The organism is Photorhabdus luminescens subsp. luminescens (genome assembly GCF_001083805.1).
GTDB lineage: Bacteria > Pseudomonadota > Gammaproteobacteria > Enterobacterales > Enterobacteriaceae > Photorhabdus > Photorhabdus luminescens.
Window position 1 is genome coordinate 817,001 of sequence record NZ_JXSK01000001.1, and the last position, 14,265, is coordinate 831,265.

General features: G+C 40.9%; 16 protein-coding genes. 7 read left to right on the plus strand and 9 right to left on the minus strand.

The genetic code is table 11. The features are described from left to right. Positions 1–283 precede the first annotated feature (283 nt). Positions 284–886, plus strand: a complete 603-nt coding sequence (locus TI10_RS03150) for an FMN-dependent NADH-azoreductase (protein WP_049581720.1) — start codon at positions 284–286, stop codon at positions 884–886. A 78-nt stretch (positions 887–964) separates the two neighbouring features. On the opposite strand, the gene TI10_RS03155 is transcribed toward TI10_RS03150, so the two are convergent. From TI10_RS03155 to TI10_RS03165, 3 genes are read right to left on the minus strand one after another with little or no spacing between them, the layout of a single operon-like run. Next, entirely contained in the window at positions 965–1,291 is a 327-nt protein-coding gene (locus TI10_RS03155) for a YdbL family protein (RefSeq protein WP_049581721.1), read from the minus strand. Positions 1,292–1,303: 12 nt separating this feature from the next. Beyond that, the gene (locus TI10_RS03160) at positions 1,304–1,501 is read right to left on the minus strand and encodes a YnbE family lipoprotein (RefSeq protein ID WP_049581722.1); all 198 of its coding nucleotides are present in this window, start codon (positions 1,499–1,501) and stop codon (positions 1,304–1,306) included. Continuing rightward, a complete protein-coding gene (locus tag TI10_RS03165) occupies positions 1,498–4,125 on the minus strand; it encodes a YdbH family protein (RefSeq protein WP_175445314.1) in 2,628 nt (875 codons plus the stop codon). The genes TI10_RS03160 and TI10_RS03165 overlap by 4 nt, the downstream gene beginning before the upstream one ends. Positions 4,126–4,366: 241 nt before the next feature. On the opposite strand from TI10_RS03165, the gene TI10_RS03170 reads away from it, so the two are divergent. The 3 genes from TI10_RS03170 (at position 4,367) to TI10_RS03180 (ending at position 6,763) form a co-directional block, all read left to right on the plus strand. Continuing rightward, positions 4,367–5,371 carry a 2-hydroxyacid dehydrogenase gene (locus TI10_RS03170; protein ID WP_049581723.1) on the plus strand — a complete coding sequence of 335 codons (1,005 nt, stop codon included), beginning with the start codon at positions 4,367–4,369 and terminating at the stop codon, positions 5,369–5,371. Positions 5,372–5,392: 21 nt separating this feature from the next. Continuing rightward, the gene (gene hslJ / locus TI10_RS03175; protein WP_049581725.1) at positions 5,393–5,818 is read left to right on the plus strand and encodes a heat shock protein HslJ; all 426 of its coding nucleotides are present in this window, start codon (positions 5,393–5,395) and stop codon (positions 5,816–5,818) included. A 324-nt stretch (positions 5,819–6,142) separates the two neighbouring features. Next, positions 6,143–6,763 (plus strand): hypothetical protein, encoded by a 621-nt coding sequence (locus TI10_RS03180; protein WP_049581727.1) that lies wholly within the window; start codon positions 6,143–6,145, stop codon positions 6,761–6,763. A gap of 68 nt (positions 6,764–6,831) precedes the next feature. Here TI10_RS03180 and TI10_RS03185 read toward each other — a convergent pair whose 3' ends face one another. The 4 genes from TI10_RS03185 to TI10_RS03200 form a co-directional block, all read right to left on the minus strand. Continuing rightward, positions 6,832–7,473, minus strand: a complete 642-nt coding sequence (locus tag TI10_RS03185) for a hypothetical protein (RefSeq protein ID WP_049581728.1) — start codon at positions 7,471–7,473, stop codon at positions 6,832–6,834. A 312-nt stretch (positions 7,474–7,785) separates the two neighbouring features. Continuing rightward, positions 7,786–8,220 (minus strand): YcgN family cysteine cluster protein, encoded by a 435-nt coding sequence (locus TI10_RS03190; protein WP_208599769.1) that lies wholly within the window; start codon positions 8,218–8,220, stop codon positions 7,786–7,788. A gap of 21 nt (positions 8,221–8,241) precedes the next feature. Beyond that, complete coding sequence (locus TI10_RS03195) at positions 8,242–8,898, minus strand: fumarylacetoacetate hydrolase family protein (RefSeq protein ID WP_049581730.1); 657 nt, start codon at positions 8,896–8,898, stop codon at positions 8,242–8,244. A gap of 106 nt (positions 8,899–9,004) precedes the next feature. Then, positions 9,005–9,277 carry a YcgL domain-containing protein gene (locus TI10_RS03200; RefSeq protein ID WP_049581731.1) on the minus strand — a complete coding sequence of 91 codons (273 nt, stop codon included), beginning with the start codon at positions 9,275–9,277 and terminating at the stop codon, positions 9,005–9,007. Positions 9,278–9,417: 140 nt separating this feature from the next. Between TI10_RS03200 and minC the strand changes: the two genes are divergently transcribed. Genes minC through minE form a run of 3 tightly spaced genes read left to right on the plus strand, consistent with a single transcriptional unit; the run spans position 9,418 to position 11,210 of the window. Continuing rightward, the gene (gene minC / locus TI10_RS03205; RefSeq protein ID WP_049581733.1) at positions 9,418–10,101 is read left to right on the plus strand and encodes a septum site-determining protein MinC; all 684 of its coding nucleotides are present in this window, start codon (positions 9,418–9,420) and stop codon (positions 10,099–10,101) included. 23 nt (positions 10,102–10,124) lie between these two features. Beyond that, positions 10,125–10,937, plus strand: a complete 813-nt coding sequence (minD, locus tag TI10_RS03210; RefSeq protein ID WP_049581735.1) for a septum site-determining protein MinD — start codon at positions 10,125–10,127, stop codon at positions 10,935–10,937. Positions 10,938–10,940: 3 nt separating this feature from the next. Continuing rightward, positions 10,941–11,210: a cell division topological specificity factor MinE gene (minE, locus tag TI10_RS03215; protein ID WP_036775580.1), complete on the plus strand. Its 270-nt coding sequence runs from the start codon at positions 10,941–10,943 to the stop codon at positions 11,208–11,210. Positions 11,211–11,348: 138 nt separating this feature from the next. Here the strand turns inward: minE and rnd are convergent, their stop codons facing one another. Together rnd and fadD are read right to left on the minus strand one after the other, a co-directional pair. Beyond that, positions 11,349–12,476: a ribonuclease D gene (rnd, locus tag TI10_RS03220; protein ID WP_049581736.1), complete on the minus strand. Its 1,128-nt coding sequence runs from the start codon at positions 12,474–12,476 to the stop codon at positions 11,349–11,351. Positions 12,477–12,566: 90 nt separating this feature from the next. Then, complete coding sequence (gene fadD / locus TI10_RS03225) at positions 12,567–14,255, minus strand: long-chain-fatty-acid--CoA ligase FadD (RefSeq protein WP_049581737.1); 1,689 nt, start codon at positions 14,253–14,255, stop codon at positions 12,567–12,569. Positions 14,256–14,265 lie beyond the last annotated feature (10 nt).

A 14,265-nucleotide genomic window follows, 5' to 3' on the forward strand; every position in this document is an offset into this window, starting at 1 on the left:
TTTACTGATTAGCCAGCTTTTATTGATGACATAGTTCTTATCGATGACATAGTTCTTATTGGCAACATGTTTTTATGAACAACATATAGTAGCACATCCCATCTATTGACAATAATTTCGGCGGACATTCTCCCACCACGCTATATCAACATAGGTAAAAGTTTTTCAATAAATTTGAACACTGAGCTCTAAATATTGCTCTATTACCAGAAGATAATAACTCATAGAATGACTATATCGTGATTAACACGTGAATTACCAAAAGTTAATTTAAGGAATAAAAATGAGTAAGGTTCTGGTTCTTAAATCCAGCATTATGGCGCAGCACTCACATACTAACCAAATGGCAGATTTCTTCATTGAAAAGTGGCAAACCAATCATGCTGATGACCGCATTAAGATACGTGATCTGGCCGCGCAACCCATTCCTGTTCTGGATAATGAACTGGTTCATGCATTACGCCCAAGTGGCAATGAAATGACTGTTCGCCAAAAAGAGGCGTTAGCATTATCTAACGAACTGATTGCGGAATTGCAGGATAATGACATTATTGTTATCACTGCGCCTATGTACAACTTCCACATTCCAACCCAACTGAAAAATTATTTTGACCTGATAGCCCGTGCTGGCGTGACTTTCCGTTATACCGAAAATGGCCCCGAAGGCCTGTTAAAAGACAAACGGATAATCATCCTGACCAGCCGTGGCGGCATTCATAAAGACGGCCCTAGTGATCTGTTAGTGCCTTATCTGCGTCTGTTCCTCAGTTTCATTGGCCTCACTGATGTAGAGTTTGTATTTGCCGAAGGTGTAGGGTTAAGCCCTGATGCCGCCAATCAAGCGCAACAAACTGCTCGTGAAATTTTAGAAGCAATCGCTTCCTAATCGCCACGGTTTTGTTCATAATTCATACATTACCTATATTTTTATATTGCTGTTTTTTGCGCGTCACCCGACGCGCTTTTATTTCTTCAACCATTTACCATTAATACCAAGCACATATTCACCAGATTCAGCTCTGTACACAAGTTTTTCACCCGTAAGTTTAGCCACTTGCTCTGTAGAAATATTATTGCCAGCCGCAATTTCTGCGTATTTTTTCTTACGAGCCTGATTAATCTCTGTCACCAAAGCCTGTGCCTGACTATCTGCTTTCACTATAGCCAGATAACCACTGAAAGTTTCACCAACTAACCCTTTCTGCTTTGCCTCGTTCAGAGTCATTCCTCCAACGAAAGCGCTGAACAATGCGCTAGCCAATAACAATATTCCCGTACCTATTTTCTTCATAATGCCAACCCCCTAGAATAAGCCCGCGTTATTCTTGAGCATCTCTTCAACTTGTCTGTCTACTTTTATCTGAATTTCATGCTCAATCTTGACATTCATATTAATATTAATGGGCTTCTCAGGCGTTGCCACTTCAAGGCGTATACAACCTGACAGCATTAAGGACCCTATTGATAGTAAGAACAGCTTCGTTCTGGTTTGTTTTGTCATTTATCACTCCCATTTAATACAGATACATTCTGCTGTAACCAATCTTCAAGATTGTTGCCAAACCGTAAACTACGCCATAAGTGAAAGATATTCTCTTCATGACGGTAATTTAACTTGACTTGCCGTTTTTTATCTCTTAATGAATTAACACCTTGAATTTCAGCATTAAGTGTCAAAACTCCTAAATTATCAAGATTGACTTGCGCCCGTAAGCGGTTGATTTCTAAATAGCGTAACCAATCCATCGCGGCGCCGGCGGAAATATTATCTTTGTTAATGGAATCTATCGTGTCTTTATCCAGACGTAAGGTCATATGGTTAATATTGGTAATCTGACCTTGCTGAACTATCCAGCGTTCATTGTTAATAAACAACGGCAATTTTCCGCTGATTTTGCCGGACATCGCAAATTGTTTAACTTTCAACACAGTAAAAAGGCGGCTTAACTCCAATTTATCAAGCGTCAAAGTAGCAGGATGATGCTGAGGAAATCTCAATTTATCCAGGTTAATACGCCCATCCAATATACCGACATTCACATTAGTCAATTCCAACGGTTTTTGTTCCGATGGTGGATAAAATCCCTGTAAATCAGCCGTTAAATTATGCATTTCAAACAGATTATTAATTGTTTTCACTCGTAACTGAACCGGCGATTTAACACCAAATTGCCAGATACTATCTCTCAGCCGCCACGGTAAGACAAAATTAAGGCCACTGATTTCACCATCTTTAAGCCACATGCCGCCATTTTTTACCACCCAGTGACCACCCGCAACAAAACCTTGCCCTCTTGTGGCAGAAAAGGCAGCCTGTGCGTAAAGATCGCCTGAACGCAAATTTATCCCTAAATCTTTAGGTATCAACGGCTGAAATGCGAGTAAAGATTGAGTAGGCCAATGCGCCTCACCACGCAATCTTGCTCCATCCCAACGACTGTAAAAAGGGATCGGGCCAATATTTCTTGATGAGAGATCACCGTTAACAATAAAGTTGTTCGGACCTTCCCCTGCCAATTTCGCTGTCAGTTCAGTGGGAGGCAAAAAACCACCGGATCGGAACGATGTTTTTTTCGCTGTCAGTCGTAACTCACCATTAAAAGTGCGAGATTTCTCTAAACGTTGCCATTCCAATGGCTTGGTTAACTGTAGACGCGGCATATCCACCCGGATCATGTCGTGTTTAATAACATTAAAGCCGGTGGTCATTTCGTTGACGCTAATCAATGTATCACGCCAGCGTCCTTTTCCAGCGATATCCCACTTCGCTTGTAGTGGCGGCAGATAGCCATCCCCCCAATAGTTCCAATGCCAATAGCCTCTATCCGGCATAAAATTCTCGGCATGACCATCAAGATGCAAACGGAATTTTCCCCAGTCACGATGTTGCGCATTAACAATCGCCTGTAACCGACCAGTAAAACCTTCACGCGTCAGATAAGTTCCCGCTAACGGTGATCGGGCATCTTTAACAATAAATTCATCAGATAAACGCCCCCAAACCCGAAATAATGAGCCTGACTGGAAAGTCATTTTCGGATTAACCAGCGGACCATTAATTACCGCAGGCAATGACATCGCCATAATCATATCCTGCACATTGATCTGACCGGTTAATTGAAAAGGAAGTTGCGTATTTAACGAGCTTATCCGGCCAGGTTTTATGGTTAATACAATATTCGCTTTACCACGTTTGCCCTGCGTGACCAAATTTATACGGCCACTCATCAGCAGGTTATCCAATCCTTGTTGCCAATGAGCAATCTTAATATTCACTCCACCTGCAAGAGGTTGCCCTACGCCAGTCCACTGCCATTTACCATCAATAATATCAAGCTGTTGTTGATTAAACTGCCAAGGCAATTCGGCCAAAGGTGCTGTCATCCCCTCTTCTCCGATAGTAAGTTTGCCAGATTTCCCTTGCCAACCTAACTTGATATTTAGCGGATGCGCATATTGCCTGGCAATAATTTTACCTTTTACTTCACCATGAGGAGGTAGTTTGTCTATATTAAGTGGTAAAGTCATCTCACCATTAAGGCTAATTTCTTGTTCTGGTAATTTAATTGCCAGTTGGTCAATAACTAGCGATTCCTTACCATAAATATGCGCTGACAATTTAACATTCTGCCCCTGATAACTCAGTTTTTGCCCCTGAGGAGATGAATTGAATTTTAGTTTTCCAGCAAAATCTTGCCAGGGATGAAAAGAAAGATTATCCACAGACAAACTTCCTTGTGGAATAAGCGCTAAAATATCAGCAACAGACAATGGAGCAAGGCCCTGCGTAGATTCAGGTAACTGATTTAGGCAATTGATATCCCCACTAAGATCCGCGACATTTAATTGCCAATGATAACCGTTATCTATCTCTGAATATGGGTAATTAACAGATAATCGCGATACACGAATGAGCCTGCAACCCTTCACCTGCAATGAAATATCAGCCAGTTGCAAAGCTCCATTTTTCCATTCTGGTTGTTTCAATGAAACCGTCATACCTGGAGGTAGCCAGTGACTGGCGACTTTAGGTAACCAATGAGGAATAGAAAACCATCCCGCCGCTATCAGCAATACCAACAGCATCAGTATAGTAATGAATATTTTTAACCCTTTGGTTATCAAGTTCTTTCTTCTCCTTATTAAGCCTTAGATCGGTTACTTCTATTGTTATTCCATAATTTAGCAGACAAACCTTAAACTAAGACATTGATTATTAAGCAAATTATGTGGAACATATAGGGGAACAACAAGCAATACACTTATAGAGTTAATTAATTTATTGGTTTATTTAACCCTTTACGTCAGCAATAATTTAAGCCCAAAACAATTTATTAGCTACTTAAATTATAGCGGAGATAATTCCATGAAATTAGTCGTTTACAGTACCAAACAGTATGACCATAAACATCTGGAGCAGGTCAATAAAAAGCTCGGATTTGGTTATGATTTCGAGTTTTTCGATTTCCTTCTCAGTCCAAAAACGGCCAAAAACGCTATTGGCGCAGATGCTGTTTGTATTTTTGTCAACGATAATGCTGACCGTGAAGTGCTTGAAGAATTGGCTGAAATGAATATAAAAATCCTCGCATTACGTTGTGCGGGTTTTAATAATGTCGATCTGGATGCGGCTAAAGAATTGGGTATTCAGGTTGTACGGGTTCCAGCCTATTCTCCTGAAGCTGTTGCTGAACATACCGTCGGATTAATGTTGTGCTTAAACCGTCGTATTCACCGGGCTTATCAACGTACCCGTGACGCCAATTTCTCTCTTGAAGGCTTAATTGGTTTCAATATGCACAACCGTACCGCAGGAATTATCGGAACCGGTAAGATTGGTATTGCAACCCTACGTATTCTTAACGGATTTGGTATGCGTCTGCTAGCTCATGATCCTTACCCCAATCAAGCTGTTTTGGATCTCGGTGTTGAATATGTCGATCTGGATACGCTATATGCCCAGTCCGATGTCATATCTCTTCATTGCCCGTTAACGCCAGAAAACCATCATCTGCTGAATGAAGTTGCTTTCAGCAAAATGAAGAACGGCGTCATGATCATCAATACCAGCCGAGGAGCTCTGATTGATTCCGCTGCCGCCATTAACGCATTAAAACAACAAAAGATTGGCGCTCTGGGTATGGATGTTTACGAGAATGAACGCGATCTCTTCTTTGAAGACAAATCTAATGACGTAATTCAGGATGATATTTTTCGTCGCTTGTCTTCATGTCATAACGTGCTGTTTACCGGTCATCAGGCATTTCTGACAGAAGAAGCCTTAACCAGTATCAGTGAAATTACGCTGAGAAATATCCAGCAATTACTCAACGGGGAAAATTGCCCGAATATTGTTAATAAGTACCTTTAAAATAATATATAGGAGATAAACATGAAAAAAATACTACCTTTGGCAACAGCAACTTTATTGTTAGCCACATTCCAAGCTTCAGCGACGGAGAACGTGTCAATTGATGATTTACAACATCACAGATTTGTTCTGGTAAGCGTTAACGGCGAAAACGCGAAAAATCAAGATGGTCGCGTACCAACTCTTGAATTCGGTGAAAAAATGCATATTTCCGGTTCCATGTGTAATCTCTTTATGGGCCAAGGAAAACTGAAAAATGGTGTATTGACCGTTAAAAACCTGGCCAGCACTCAGATGCTTTGTTCTGATGATAAGTTGAATCAATGGGATTACCTGATTGGTAAAGTATTAGCCGATGGCGTTAAAGTGAAATTGAAAGATCAAAAACTGACACTATCTCACGCCGATAATACATTGGTTTATAAACTGAAGGATTACGTTCAGTAATTAAAAAACTTATTTATAAAGTTAACATTAAACATTTAGCAGAGTGGAATTCCTTGAATGGACTCAGGATTAAACTCTGCTTGTCCAAGTGTTTCATGTTTTATTTAGGTGCCGGGAAATACTTTTCGGCACCTCTAGATATAATATCTAAGCAATAAGTTCACCACTAACATTAAATTTTTAAATATTATAGGAGAACCAAAAACAACAGAAATAGATATATAATGTAATTTATTTTTAACTTATTCCTTCTAATTTAAATAAAGAATTATACATTTTTACATTTAATAGATAGTTTACTAACTAAATAAAAGGAAATAATTTATGTCTAATATTACACCGATAGATATTCAATTTATCGACTTCATGAACGAAATGCGCCAACACGCAAAACGTATGTTAAATGATTCTAAAATTGAACCATTTATGCCATCGACACCTGAACTCCAGGCATATGCAAATATGCTTGCGGAACAATACGGAAGTATAGATATTACGGAAAATAAGGAAGCAGATGGTATTATTAATCAATTGAAAGATTCTGTGAAATCTGGCGCCAATTCAACAACAAACATATCCAAGGCAAGTGTAACTGATAGCACACAGAAATATAAGGCAGCAATTATCGCTGATCCAGACAACGCAGACCAAGACTGGATCGATAATATGAACAAATCTCGTCAAAGAACCAAAGATGAGAACAACAGACAAATTGATACAAGTTACGATAAAGCGATTCAATTTGGATTACAATTTCCTAACGCCAGAGCAGCAATACAAAGTTTTATGGAAAAAACTAATGCATTCTTCTCCAGCTTGTTCGGCAGACTTTCAAATTTTATACTTGATGCAACCAGACAACTCTCTGAATGGATAAGCAGAGCATGGGAATCAATTAAATCTTTCTATGACAAAATTAATGTTTGGATTTCCGGCGCTTTGTAATTAATTAATAATGGTTCGAATTAATTCGAACCATTATATTTACCTTATATATAACCTGGAAAAATTAATTACTTATTAGGCAATTTGATTCTGGAAATAATTGCCAGTCTATCCATATAATATTCCGCATTACCCCATAACCAACTCTGCTCTTTACTGACATCATCTTCAGCTAAAATATTTCTTAATTCACAGGTCATAACATCATAACCGTAAACATAAAGCCCAAATTGTAACGCCTCATACATTCTGGCTTGCCAAAAAGAGGTGCCTTCTATTATTTGACTTATATTTGAAGCAACAACATCATAAGTTTTAATCAGGTAGTGGAAAAAGATCTTAGCGGCCAGATCACTTAATGCCGCTTTATGTTGTGGCTTCCTCGTTCGCCACACAAGTATCTGCGAAGCTGGACGGCAGTTAAGCACCAAATCACTTATTACAATCACTTTGTTGTAATAAACCACCTCTTTTGTTTCGTCACTAAGTAATGCTAATTCAAAGTAAGGCTCATCTATATCATCCAAATCTAACCTGTTATCAACCCTGATCAACCGATAACCTGGCGGAAAAATGAGTTCATCCACATCATGCACAATATCAGTACCAGAGGAATTAAGCGCATCGTACAGAACACGATTGAACTCTAATTCACTCAATTGGATGAAATCATTGGTAATCTTTTCTATGTTTCCCACATGTATTGGCATACTTTATGCCTCCTATAGTAGACCGCAGGTTCAATTACCTAATGGTAATAGTATAGATGCAATTATATACAATCAACCTTTAGTTTATTCTTGGTGGATATACCATTGAATAACTTAACTCTGGAGCAAGCTCCCAACTTGGGAAACATAGAAATAATTTATTAAAATATATACCCTATGGATTTCAAGATGCATCGCGACGGCAAAGGAGCGAATCCCCGGGAGCATAGAGAACTATGTGACCGGGGTGAGTGAGTGCAGCCAACAAAGAGGCAACTTGAAAGATGACGGGTATAGTTAGCTAAATCATTATCAAGGTTTATTAATAATATGATCTTCCCACTCTACAACATCAATTTCCCGCACAGCGATATACCTAACTGAAATTCTTTCGCTATGCATTGCTGATTTGGAACCTTTAATCAGAGGATGCCACGGTAATAATGGCTTCCCTTCTTCAAGCAAACGATAGGCACAAGTCTGTGGCAACCATTCGAAAGTCGGCAAATTATAACGGGTTAACTTGATACAATCCGGTTCATATCTGAAACGATCTGCGTAATTTTTGCATTGGCACGTTTTTATATTGAGCTGATTGCAAGCAACGTTAGTAAAATAAATTTCATCGGTATCATCATCCATCAATTTATGTAAGCAACACTGCCCACAACCATCACATAATGACTCCCATTCTTCATCCGTCATCTGATCTAGGGTTTTTACCTGCCAGAAAGGCTGAGACATCACTTCTACTATTCCTTATATTATTCAAATCACCCTGGTTGTGAGTGAATTATCATTCAGAGTAACCTTTAACACATCACCGGCTTGCAGTGCTCCAACACCCTCCGGTGTACCAGTGAGAATCACATCTCCCGCCCGCAAAGTGAAAAAGTGCGACATATGGCTGATCAGAGGAACAATTGGCGTCAGCATATCGCTACTATTACCGTTCTGCCGTAGTTCATCGTTGACCGTCAGTGAAAACTGGACATTCTGCGGATCACTAAAATGACTTATTCGAATAAACCCAGATATCGGACAAGAGCCATCAAATGCCTTACTTTTTTCCCACGGTTGACCCGCTTTCTTGAATTTAGATTGCAAATCACGCAAGGTGAGATCCAATGCAACAGCAAAACCGGCGATAGCAGCACTAACCCGCTCTTCATTTGCCTGTTTCAACGGTGTACCAATCAGCACAGCCAGTTCAACTTCATGATGAACGGCGCCAAAATCCTTTGGAATTGCAATTGGTTGATGTATATCACACAACGCAGTTTCTGGCTTAATAAAAACGATGGGTTCTTCCGCTGGCTGAGTTCCCATCTCTTTAATATGTTTAGCGTAATTACTACCAACGCAAACCACTTTATTGACAGGAAGATCCAGTAATGCCCCCTGCCAGTCTCTGTGTTGATACATATTCGTTCCTCACTCTGGTTTATTAGGCAACACACCCATAATTATAGCACTTCTTGCCACATCTCATCGGCCGCCACGCCAAAACTAATCGCAAAATAAGGTCTTATTATTTTTCCATCTGGCTCAGATGTGCATTCATTAAGTTTTCAACCGGAGGTGGGATTTGCAGGTAAAAACCCTGCTCAATTAACGATATTTTTACCTTTTCTATATCGGCGCCTGCCAGTTTCTTTCTGTCTGCCAGAGAGATCATCATTGTATATTGAGGCTGACCAAAACTTTTCAGTAACTCTTCGGGAACGCGAGAGAAATTATCTCTTTTTTCAACATAAAGGTATGTTTGCTCCCTTCTCGGACTTCTGTAGATCGCACAAATCATTATAATAAACTCTTTTAAATTCAGGTCACAACTTGCTTGAATAATTCAGTAATTATAACATGTTTATTGTATTTCAAAATATCGTATCCCAGAGGTTGTTCTGGGGTGATCTCAAATTTGCTGAATCTGAGTCAGGATAGATGTCACAGTCGCCAATTGAGCTAAAAGGCAGTAATTTTACGCTTTCGGTTGTTCATTTACACAGTGACCAACCAGAAATCATTCTACAGGCCCTACAGGAAAAAGTGGAACAAGCACCGGATTTCCTGAAAAATGCGCCTGTTGTTATTAATATCTCCGCTCTGCCGGCAGACGCTGATCTGAAAGCGCTGCATCACGCTATCGATTCAGCAGGATTTCGTATTGTCGGAATCAGTGGTTGTCGTGATGAGCAACAACGCAGAGCGGTAATAAAAGCATCTTTACCACTATTAAGTGAAGGCAAAAAACAAAAAGTTTCGGCAACGGAAAATAAACCGGCAGAACCCGAGATTAAAAAAACTCGCATAATTAATTCACCTGTTCGTTCAGGTCAAAGAATTTATGCACAAGGCAGTGATCTTATTGTTACCAGTAATGTAAGCGCCGGCGCCGAATTGATTGCAGACGGCAATATTCACATCTACGGTATGATGCGTGGCCGGGCATTAGCCGGTGCATCCGGCGATCAGGAGTGTCTGGTTTTTTGCACCCATTTAAATGCTGAACTTATCTCTATCGCAGGGCAATATTGGCTTGGCGATAAGATCCCGACTGAATTAGCAGGAAAAGCCGCAAAACTTAGCCTGGTAAATAATGAATTAACTATTGAACCTTTAATCTAGCCCTTTTAATAAGGAATCACTTCATGGCACGCATTATTGTTGTTACATCAGGTAAAGGTGGCGTTGGCAAAACCACTTCAAGCGCGGCCATTGCTACCGGCCTTGCTCAAAGAGGTAAAAAGACCGTCGTTATCGATTTTGATATCGGCTTACGTAACCTCGATCTGATTATGGGATGTGAACGCCGCGTAGTTTATGACTTCGTGAACGTTATCCAAGGTGACGTCTCGCTTAATCAGGCATTAATTAAAGACAAACGTACCGAGAATCTTTATATCTTGCCCGCATCGCAAACCCGCGATAAAGACGCTCTCACCCCTGAAGGCGTTGAGAAGGTTTTAGTCGATCTGGATAAACAAGGTTTCGAGTTTATTATCTGCGACTCCCCGGCAGGAATTGAAAGCGGCGCGTTAATAGCACTCTATTTTGCTGACGAAGCGATCATCACAACCAATCCTGAGGTCTCTTCCGTTCGTGATTCAGACCGTATTCTGGGCATTCTGGCTTCTAAATCTCGACGAGCTGAACGGGGCGAAGATCCCATCAAAGAACATCTGCTATTAACTCGCTATAACCCAGGCCGTGTAAATCGTGGTGATATGCTGAGTATGGAAGACGTTCTGGAAATTTTATGCATTCCTTTAATCGGTGTTATTCCTGAAGATCAATCTGTACTGCGTTCATCTAACCAGGGAGAACCGGTCATTCTGGATACAGAATCCGATGCAGGAAAAGCATATGCAGACACTGTTGAACGTTTATTAGGGGAAGAGCGTCCTTTCCGTTTTATTGAAGAAGAGAAAAAGGGCTTCTTAAAACGCCTATTTGGGGGGTAAATCATGGCCTTGTTAGATTTCTTTCTGTCGAGAAAAAAAACGACAGCAAATATCGCGAAAGAACGGTTGCAAATCATCGTGGCAGAGCGTCGCCGTGGTGATTCTGAACCTGCTTATCTGCCTGATATGAAACGGGACATCTTGGCGGTGATCTGTAAATATATACAGGTAGATCCCGATATGCTCTCAGTACAATTTGAGCAGAAAGGTGATGATATTTCCGTATTGGAGCTTAATATAACGTTACCTGAGACGGAAGAAGCGCAAAAATAACGCAGATAAACAGTATCATCACCATTACTGCCATCAAAGTAATTAAACCAATTATGTAGCAGTCTGAGATGGGGTAACCCCAACGGGACCCCCTTTCTCGTGCTTTAGCCTAACATTAGGATAAATATCTGATATGGATTAATCAGGATAGTTCACCAGAATCTCTGCAACGGGTTCAGCCAGCAACTCTCCCCGCCATCCACTAAGCAGTTCAGGTTTGCCATTTAATTGTTTCAATTTCCAATGAACACTGAGTAATTGATTAATCTGACGACGAGATGCCAATAATTCAGAATTAAATCTATGCTGCTCACTTACCTGATGGATCAGCGCCTTAATATCCTTAAACGCTTTACGGTAACCAGGCTGATCAATCAAATTCGTCACTGGCGGCGGGCATTCGCTTTCTGGAATATTTCCACTTTCAGCGACCATTGACAACAGACGACGGCCATGACAACGAATCTCCTGCCCACTTAACCCTAACGCATCCAACTCTGCCAAAGAAGTTGGCATATAACGCGCTACCTGCCATAGGTTTTCTTCACGAATGACGAAATTCACGGCTAAATCACGTTCTCTGGCCTGATTCAAACGCCATGCAGCCAGTTTTTTCAAACACGCAAGCTGTTGAGGACGTAACTGACAGATATTGCCTATCTGTTTATAAGCAGATTCCGGTTCTAATATCTCTTTACGACGTCGACTAATAAGCTGACACTCACCCGTCGCAGCCTCCATATATCCGGCTTTTGCTGTTGCAGTCATCAGGATATCCGCCAAAGGCAACAGATAATAAACATCCGCTGCCGCATATTCGCACTGTTTTTCACTTAACGGGCGGGCAAGCCAATCAGTTCGGGATTCACTTTTATCCAGCTCGACATGAATATATTCAGCCACCAGCGCGGCAAAGCCACATGAAAGCGGGTGCCCAATAAAAGCCGCCAGAACCTGAGTATCAATCATCGGTTCCGGCAAGCATTGAAAAGCATTCAAAAAAACTTCCAAATCTTCACTGCCAGCATGTAACAGCTTCAATATTTGAGGATGAGTAATTAACTCACGAAAAGGTTGCCAGTTGGTGATATTAAGTGGATCAATCAAAGAAAGTTGTTCGCCATCATACAGTTGTATCAAACCTAATTGCGGGTAATACGTCCGTGTGCGTACAAATTCAGTATCCAATGCTACTTTTGAGTATTTTTTTGCCATTTCGCAAACTTGTTGCAACTGAGCATCTGTGGTGATCAACTGATAATTCAAAACATAGTTCTCTTAGCCATTCATGGAATAAGCACGACAACGCCGGCTGATACCGGCGTTGTCGTGCTTATCAATATTATGAAGAGGATCTCAGGCTACAGCTACATTCCTGACCTTTTCCTCTTCATCACGCAGTTCCCTGCGAAGAATTTTACCTACATTAGATTTAGGCAATTCATCCCGGAACTCAATGATCTTCGGTACTTTATACCCTGTTAGATAACGACGGCAATGGGTTCTAAGCTCATCCTCGGTCAAACTAGGATCTATCCGAACCACAAACACTTTGACAGTTTCACCGGAACTTTCGCTTGATACCCCTATTGCTGCTGACTCTAGCACTTTAGGGTGAGCTGATACAACATCTTCAACTTCATTAGGATACACATTGAAACCAGAAACCAAAATCATATCTTTTTTACGATCTACGATATGAATGGAACCCTGTTCATTAACATTCGCAATATCACCCGTTGCTACCCAACCATCTTTCAACACTTCTTCTGTTGCATCAGGGCGATTCCAATAACCAACCATCACCTGTGGGCCACGTATCCACAATTCCCCCTGCTGGCCCATCTCTACCTCATTACCATCATCATCCACAAGTTTGATTTCTGTTGAAGAGACCGGGAAACCAATACTGCCAGTATAATGTTTCGAGTTATAAGGATTACAGGAAACTAAAGGTGAACATTCCGTCAGACCATAACCTTCAAGCAGATTAGTACCTGTCACTTTTGCCCATTTCTCAGCCACCGCTTTCTGTACCGGCATACCACCACCAACAACCAGACGCAGGGTAGAAAAATCAAGCTTCTTAAATTCTTCATTATTCAACCAGGCATTAAACAACGTATTTACCCCGGTGACCGAAGTGAATGGATAACGACCTAATTCTTTAGCTGTACCCGTAATATCACGCGGGTTAGTGATCAGAAGATTGCACCCACCCAGGTAAATAAGTAACAAGCAATTCACCATTAACGCAAATATGTGATAGAGAGGCAACGCCGTAACAATCAGCTCTTGGCCTGCACGTAATAATGGAGAATAAACCGCTTTTGCTTGTTCAAGATTTGCCAATATATTACGGTGAGTCAGCATAGCACCCTTAGCTACGCCGGTAGTGCCGCCGGTATATTGCAGAAAAGCCAAATCATTGCCGTTAATCTCTGGTTTTACATATTGCATGCGATAGCCCTTCTGTATCGCACAACGGAATGAAATAGCATCAGGCAAATTATACTTCGGTACCAACCGTTTAATATATTTCACCGCAAAATCAACTAACGTACCTTTAGGACGAGATAGTTGATCACCCATGCGCGTCAAAATAACATGCTTAACTTTAGTATTAAAAACGATCTTTTCCAATGTATGGGCAAAATTGGAGACGATCACAATAGCGGAAGTACCGCTATCATTAAGCTGATGTTCAAGCTCACGTGGCGTATACAGCGGGTTTACATTTACGACAATCATACCTGCACGCAGCACGCCAAACAGTGCAACGGGATATTGCAGCAGATTTGGCATCATCAGCGCAACGCGATCTCCTTTACTTAATCCCAAACCATTTTGCAAATATGCTGCAAATGCCCGACTACGCTCTTCCAATTTACGGAAGGTCATAATCTCACCCATATTGATAAATGCAGGTTGATCTGCATAGTGCGCTACGGCATTTTCAAACATCTCAACCAATGATGCATAACGATCCGGGTCAATTTCCGCAGGAACATCCGCCGGATAGTGTTTTAGCCAGACTTTCTCCAAGGTAGTACTC

Coding starts and splice junctions, on each gene's coding strand:
- minD (WP_049581735.1), top strand. CDS start 10,125: ATGGCACGCATTATTGTTGTTACATCAGGTAAAGGTGGCGTTGGCAAA.
- TI10_RS03195 (WP_049581730.1), bottom strand. CDS start 8,898: ATGTATCAACACAGAGACTGGCAGGGGGCATTACTGGATCTTCCTGTC.
- TI10_RS03200 (WP_049581731.1), bottom strand. CDS start 9,277: ATGATTTGTGCGATCTACAGAAGTCCGAGAAGGGAGCAAACATACCTT.
- minC (WP_049581733.1), top strand. CDS start 9,418: ATGTCACAGTCGCCAATTGAGCTAAAAGGCAGTAATTTTACGCTTTCG.
- TI10_RS03185 (WP_049581728.1), bottom strand. CDS start 7,473: ATGCCAATACATGTGGGAAACATAGAAAAGATTACCAATGATTTCATC.
- TI10_RS03180 (WP_049581727.1), top strand. CDS start 6,143: ATGTCTAATATTACACCGATAGATATTCAATTTATCGACTTCATGAAC.
- hslJ (WP_049581725.1), top strand. CDS start 5,393: ATGAAAAAAATACTACCTTTGGCAACAGCAACTTTATTGTTAGCCACA.
- TI10_RS03160 (WP_049581722.1), bottom strand. CDS start 1,501: ATGACAAAACAAACCAGAACGAAGCTGTTCTTACTATCAATAGGGTCC.
- TI10_RS03150 (WP_049581720.1), top strand. CDS start 284: ATGAGTAAGGTTCTGGTTCTTAAATCCAGCATTATGGCGCAGCACTCA.
- minE (WP_036775580.1), top strand. CDS start 10,941: ATGGCCTTGTTAGATTTCTTTCTGTCGAGAAAAAAAACGACAGCAAAT.
- TI10_RS03155 (WP_049581721.1), bottom strand. CDS start 1,291: ATGAAGAAAATAGGTACGGGAATATTGTTATTGGCTAGCGCATTGTTC.
- TI10_RS03170 (WP_049581723.1), top strand. CDS start 4,367: ATGAAATTAGTCGTTTACAGTACCAAACAGTATGACCATAAACATCTG.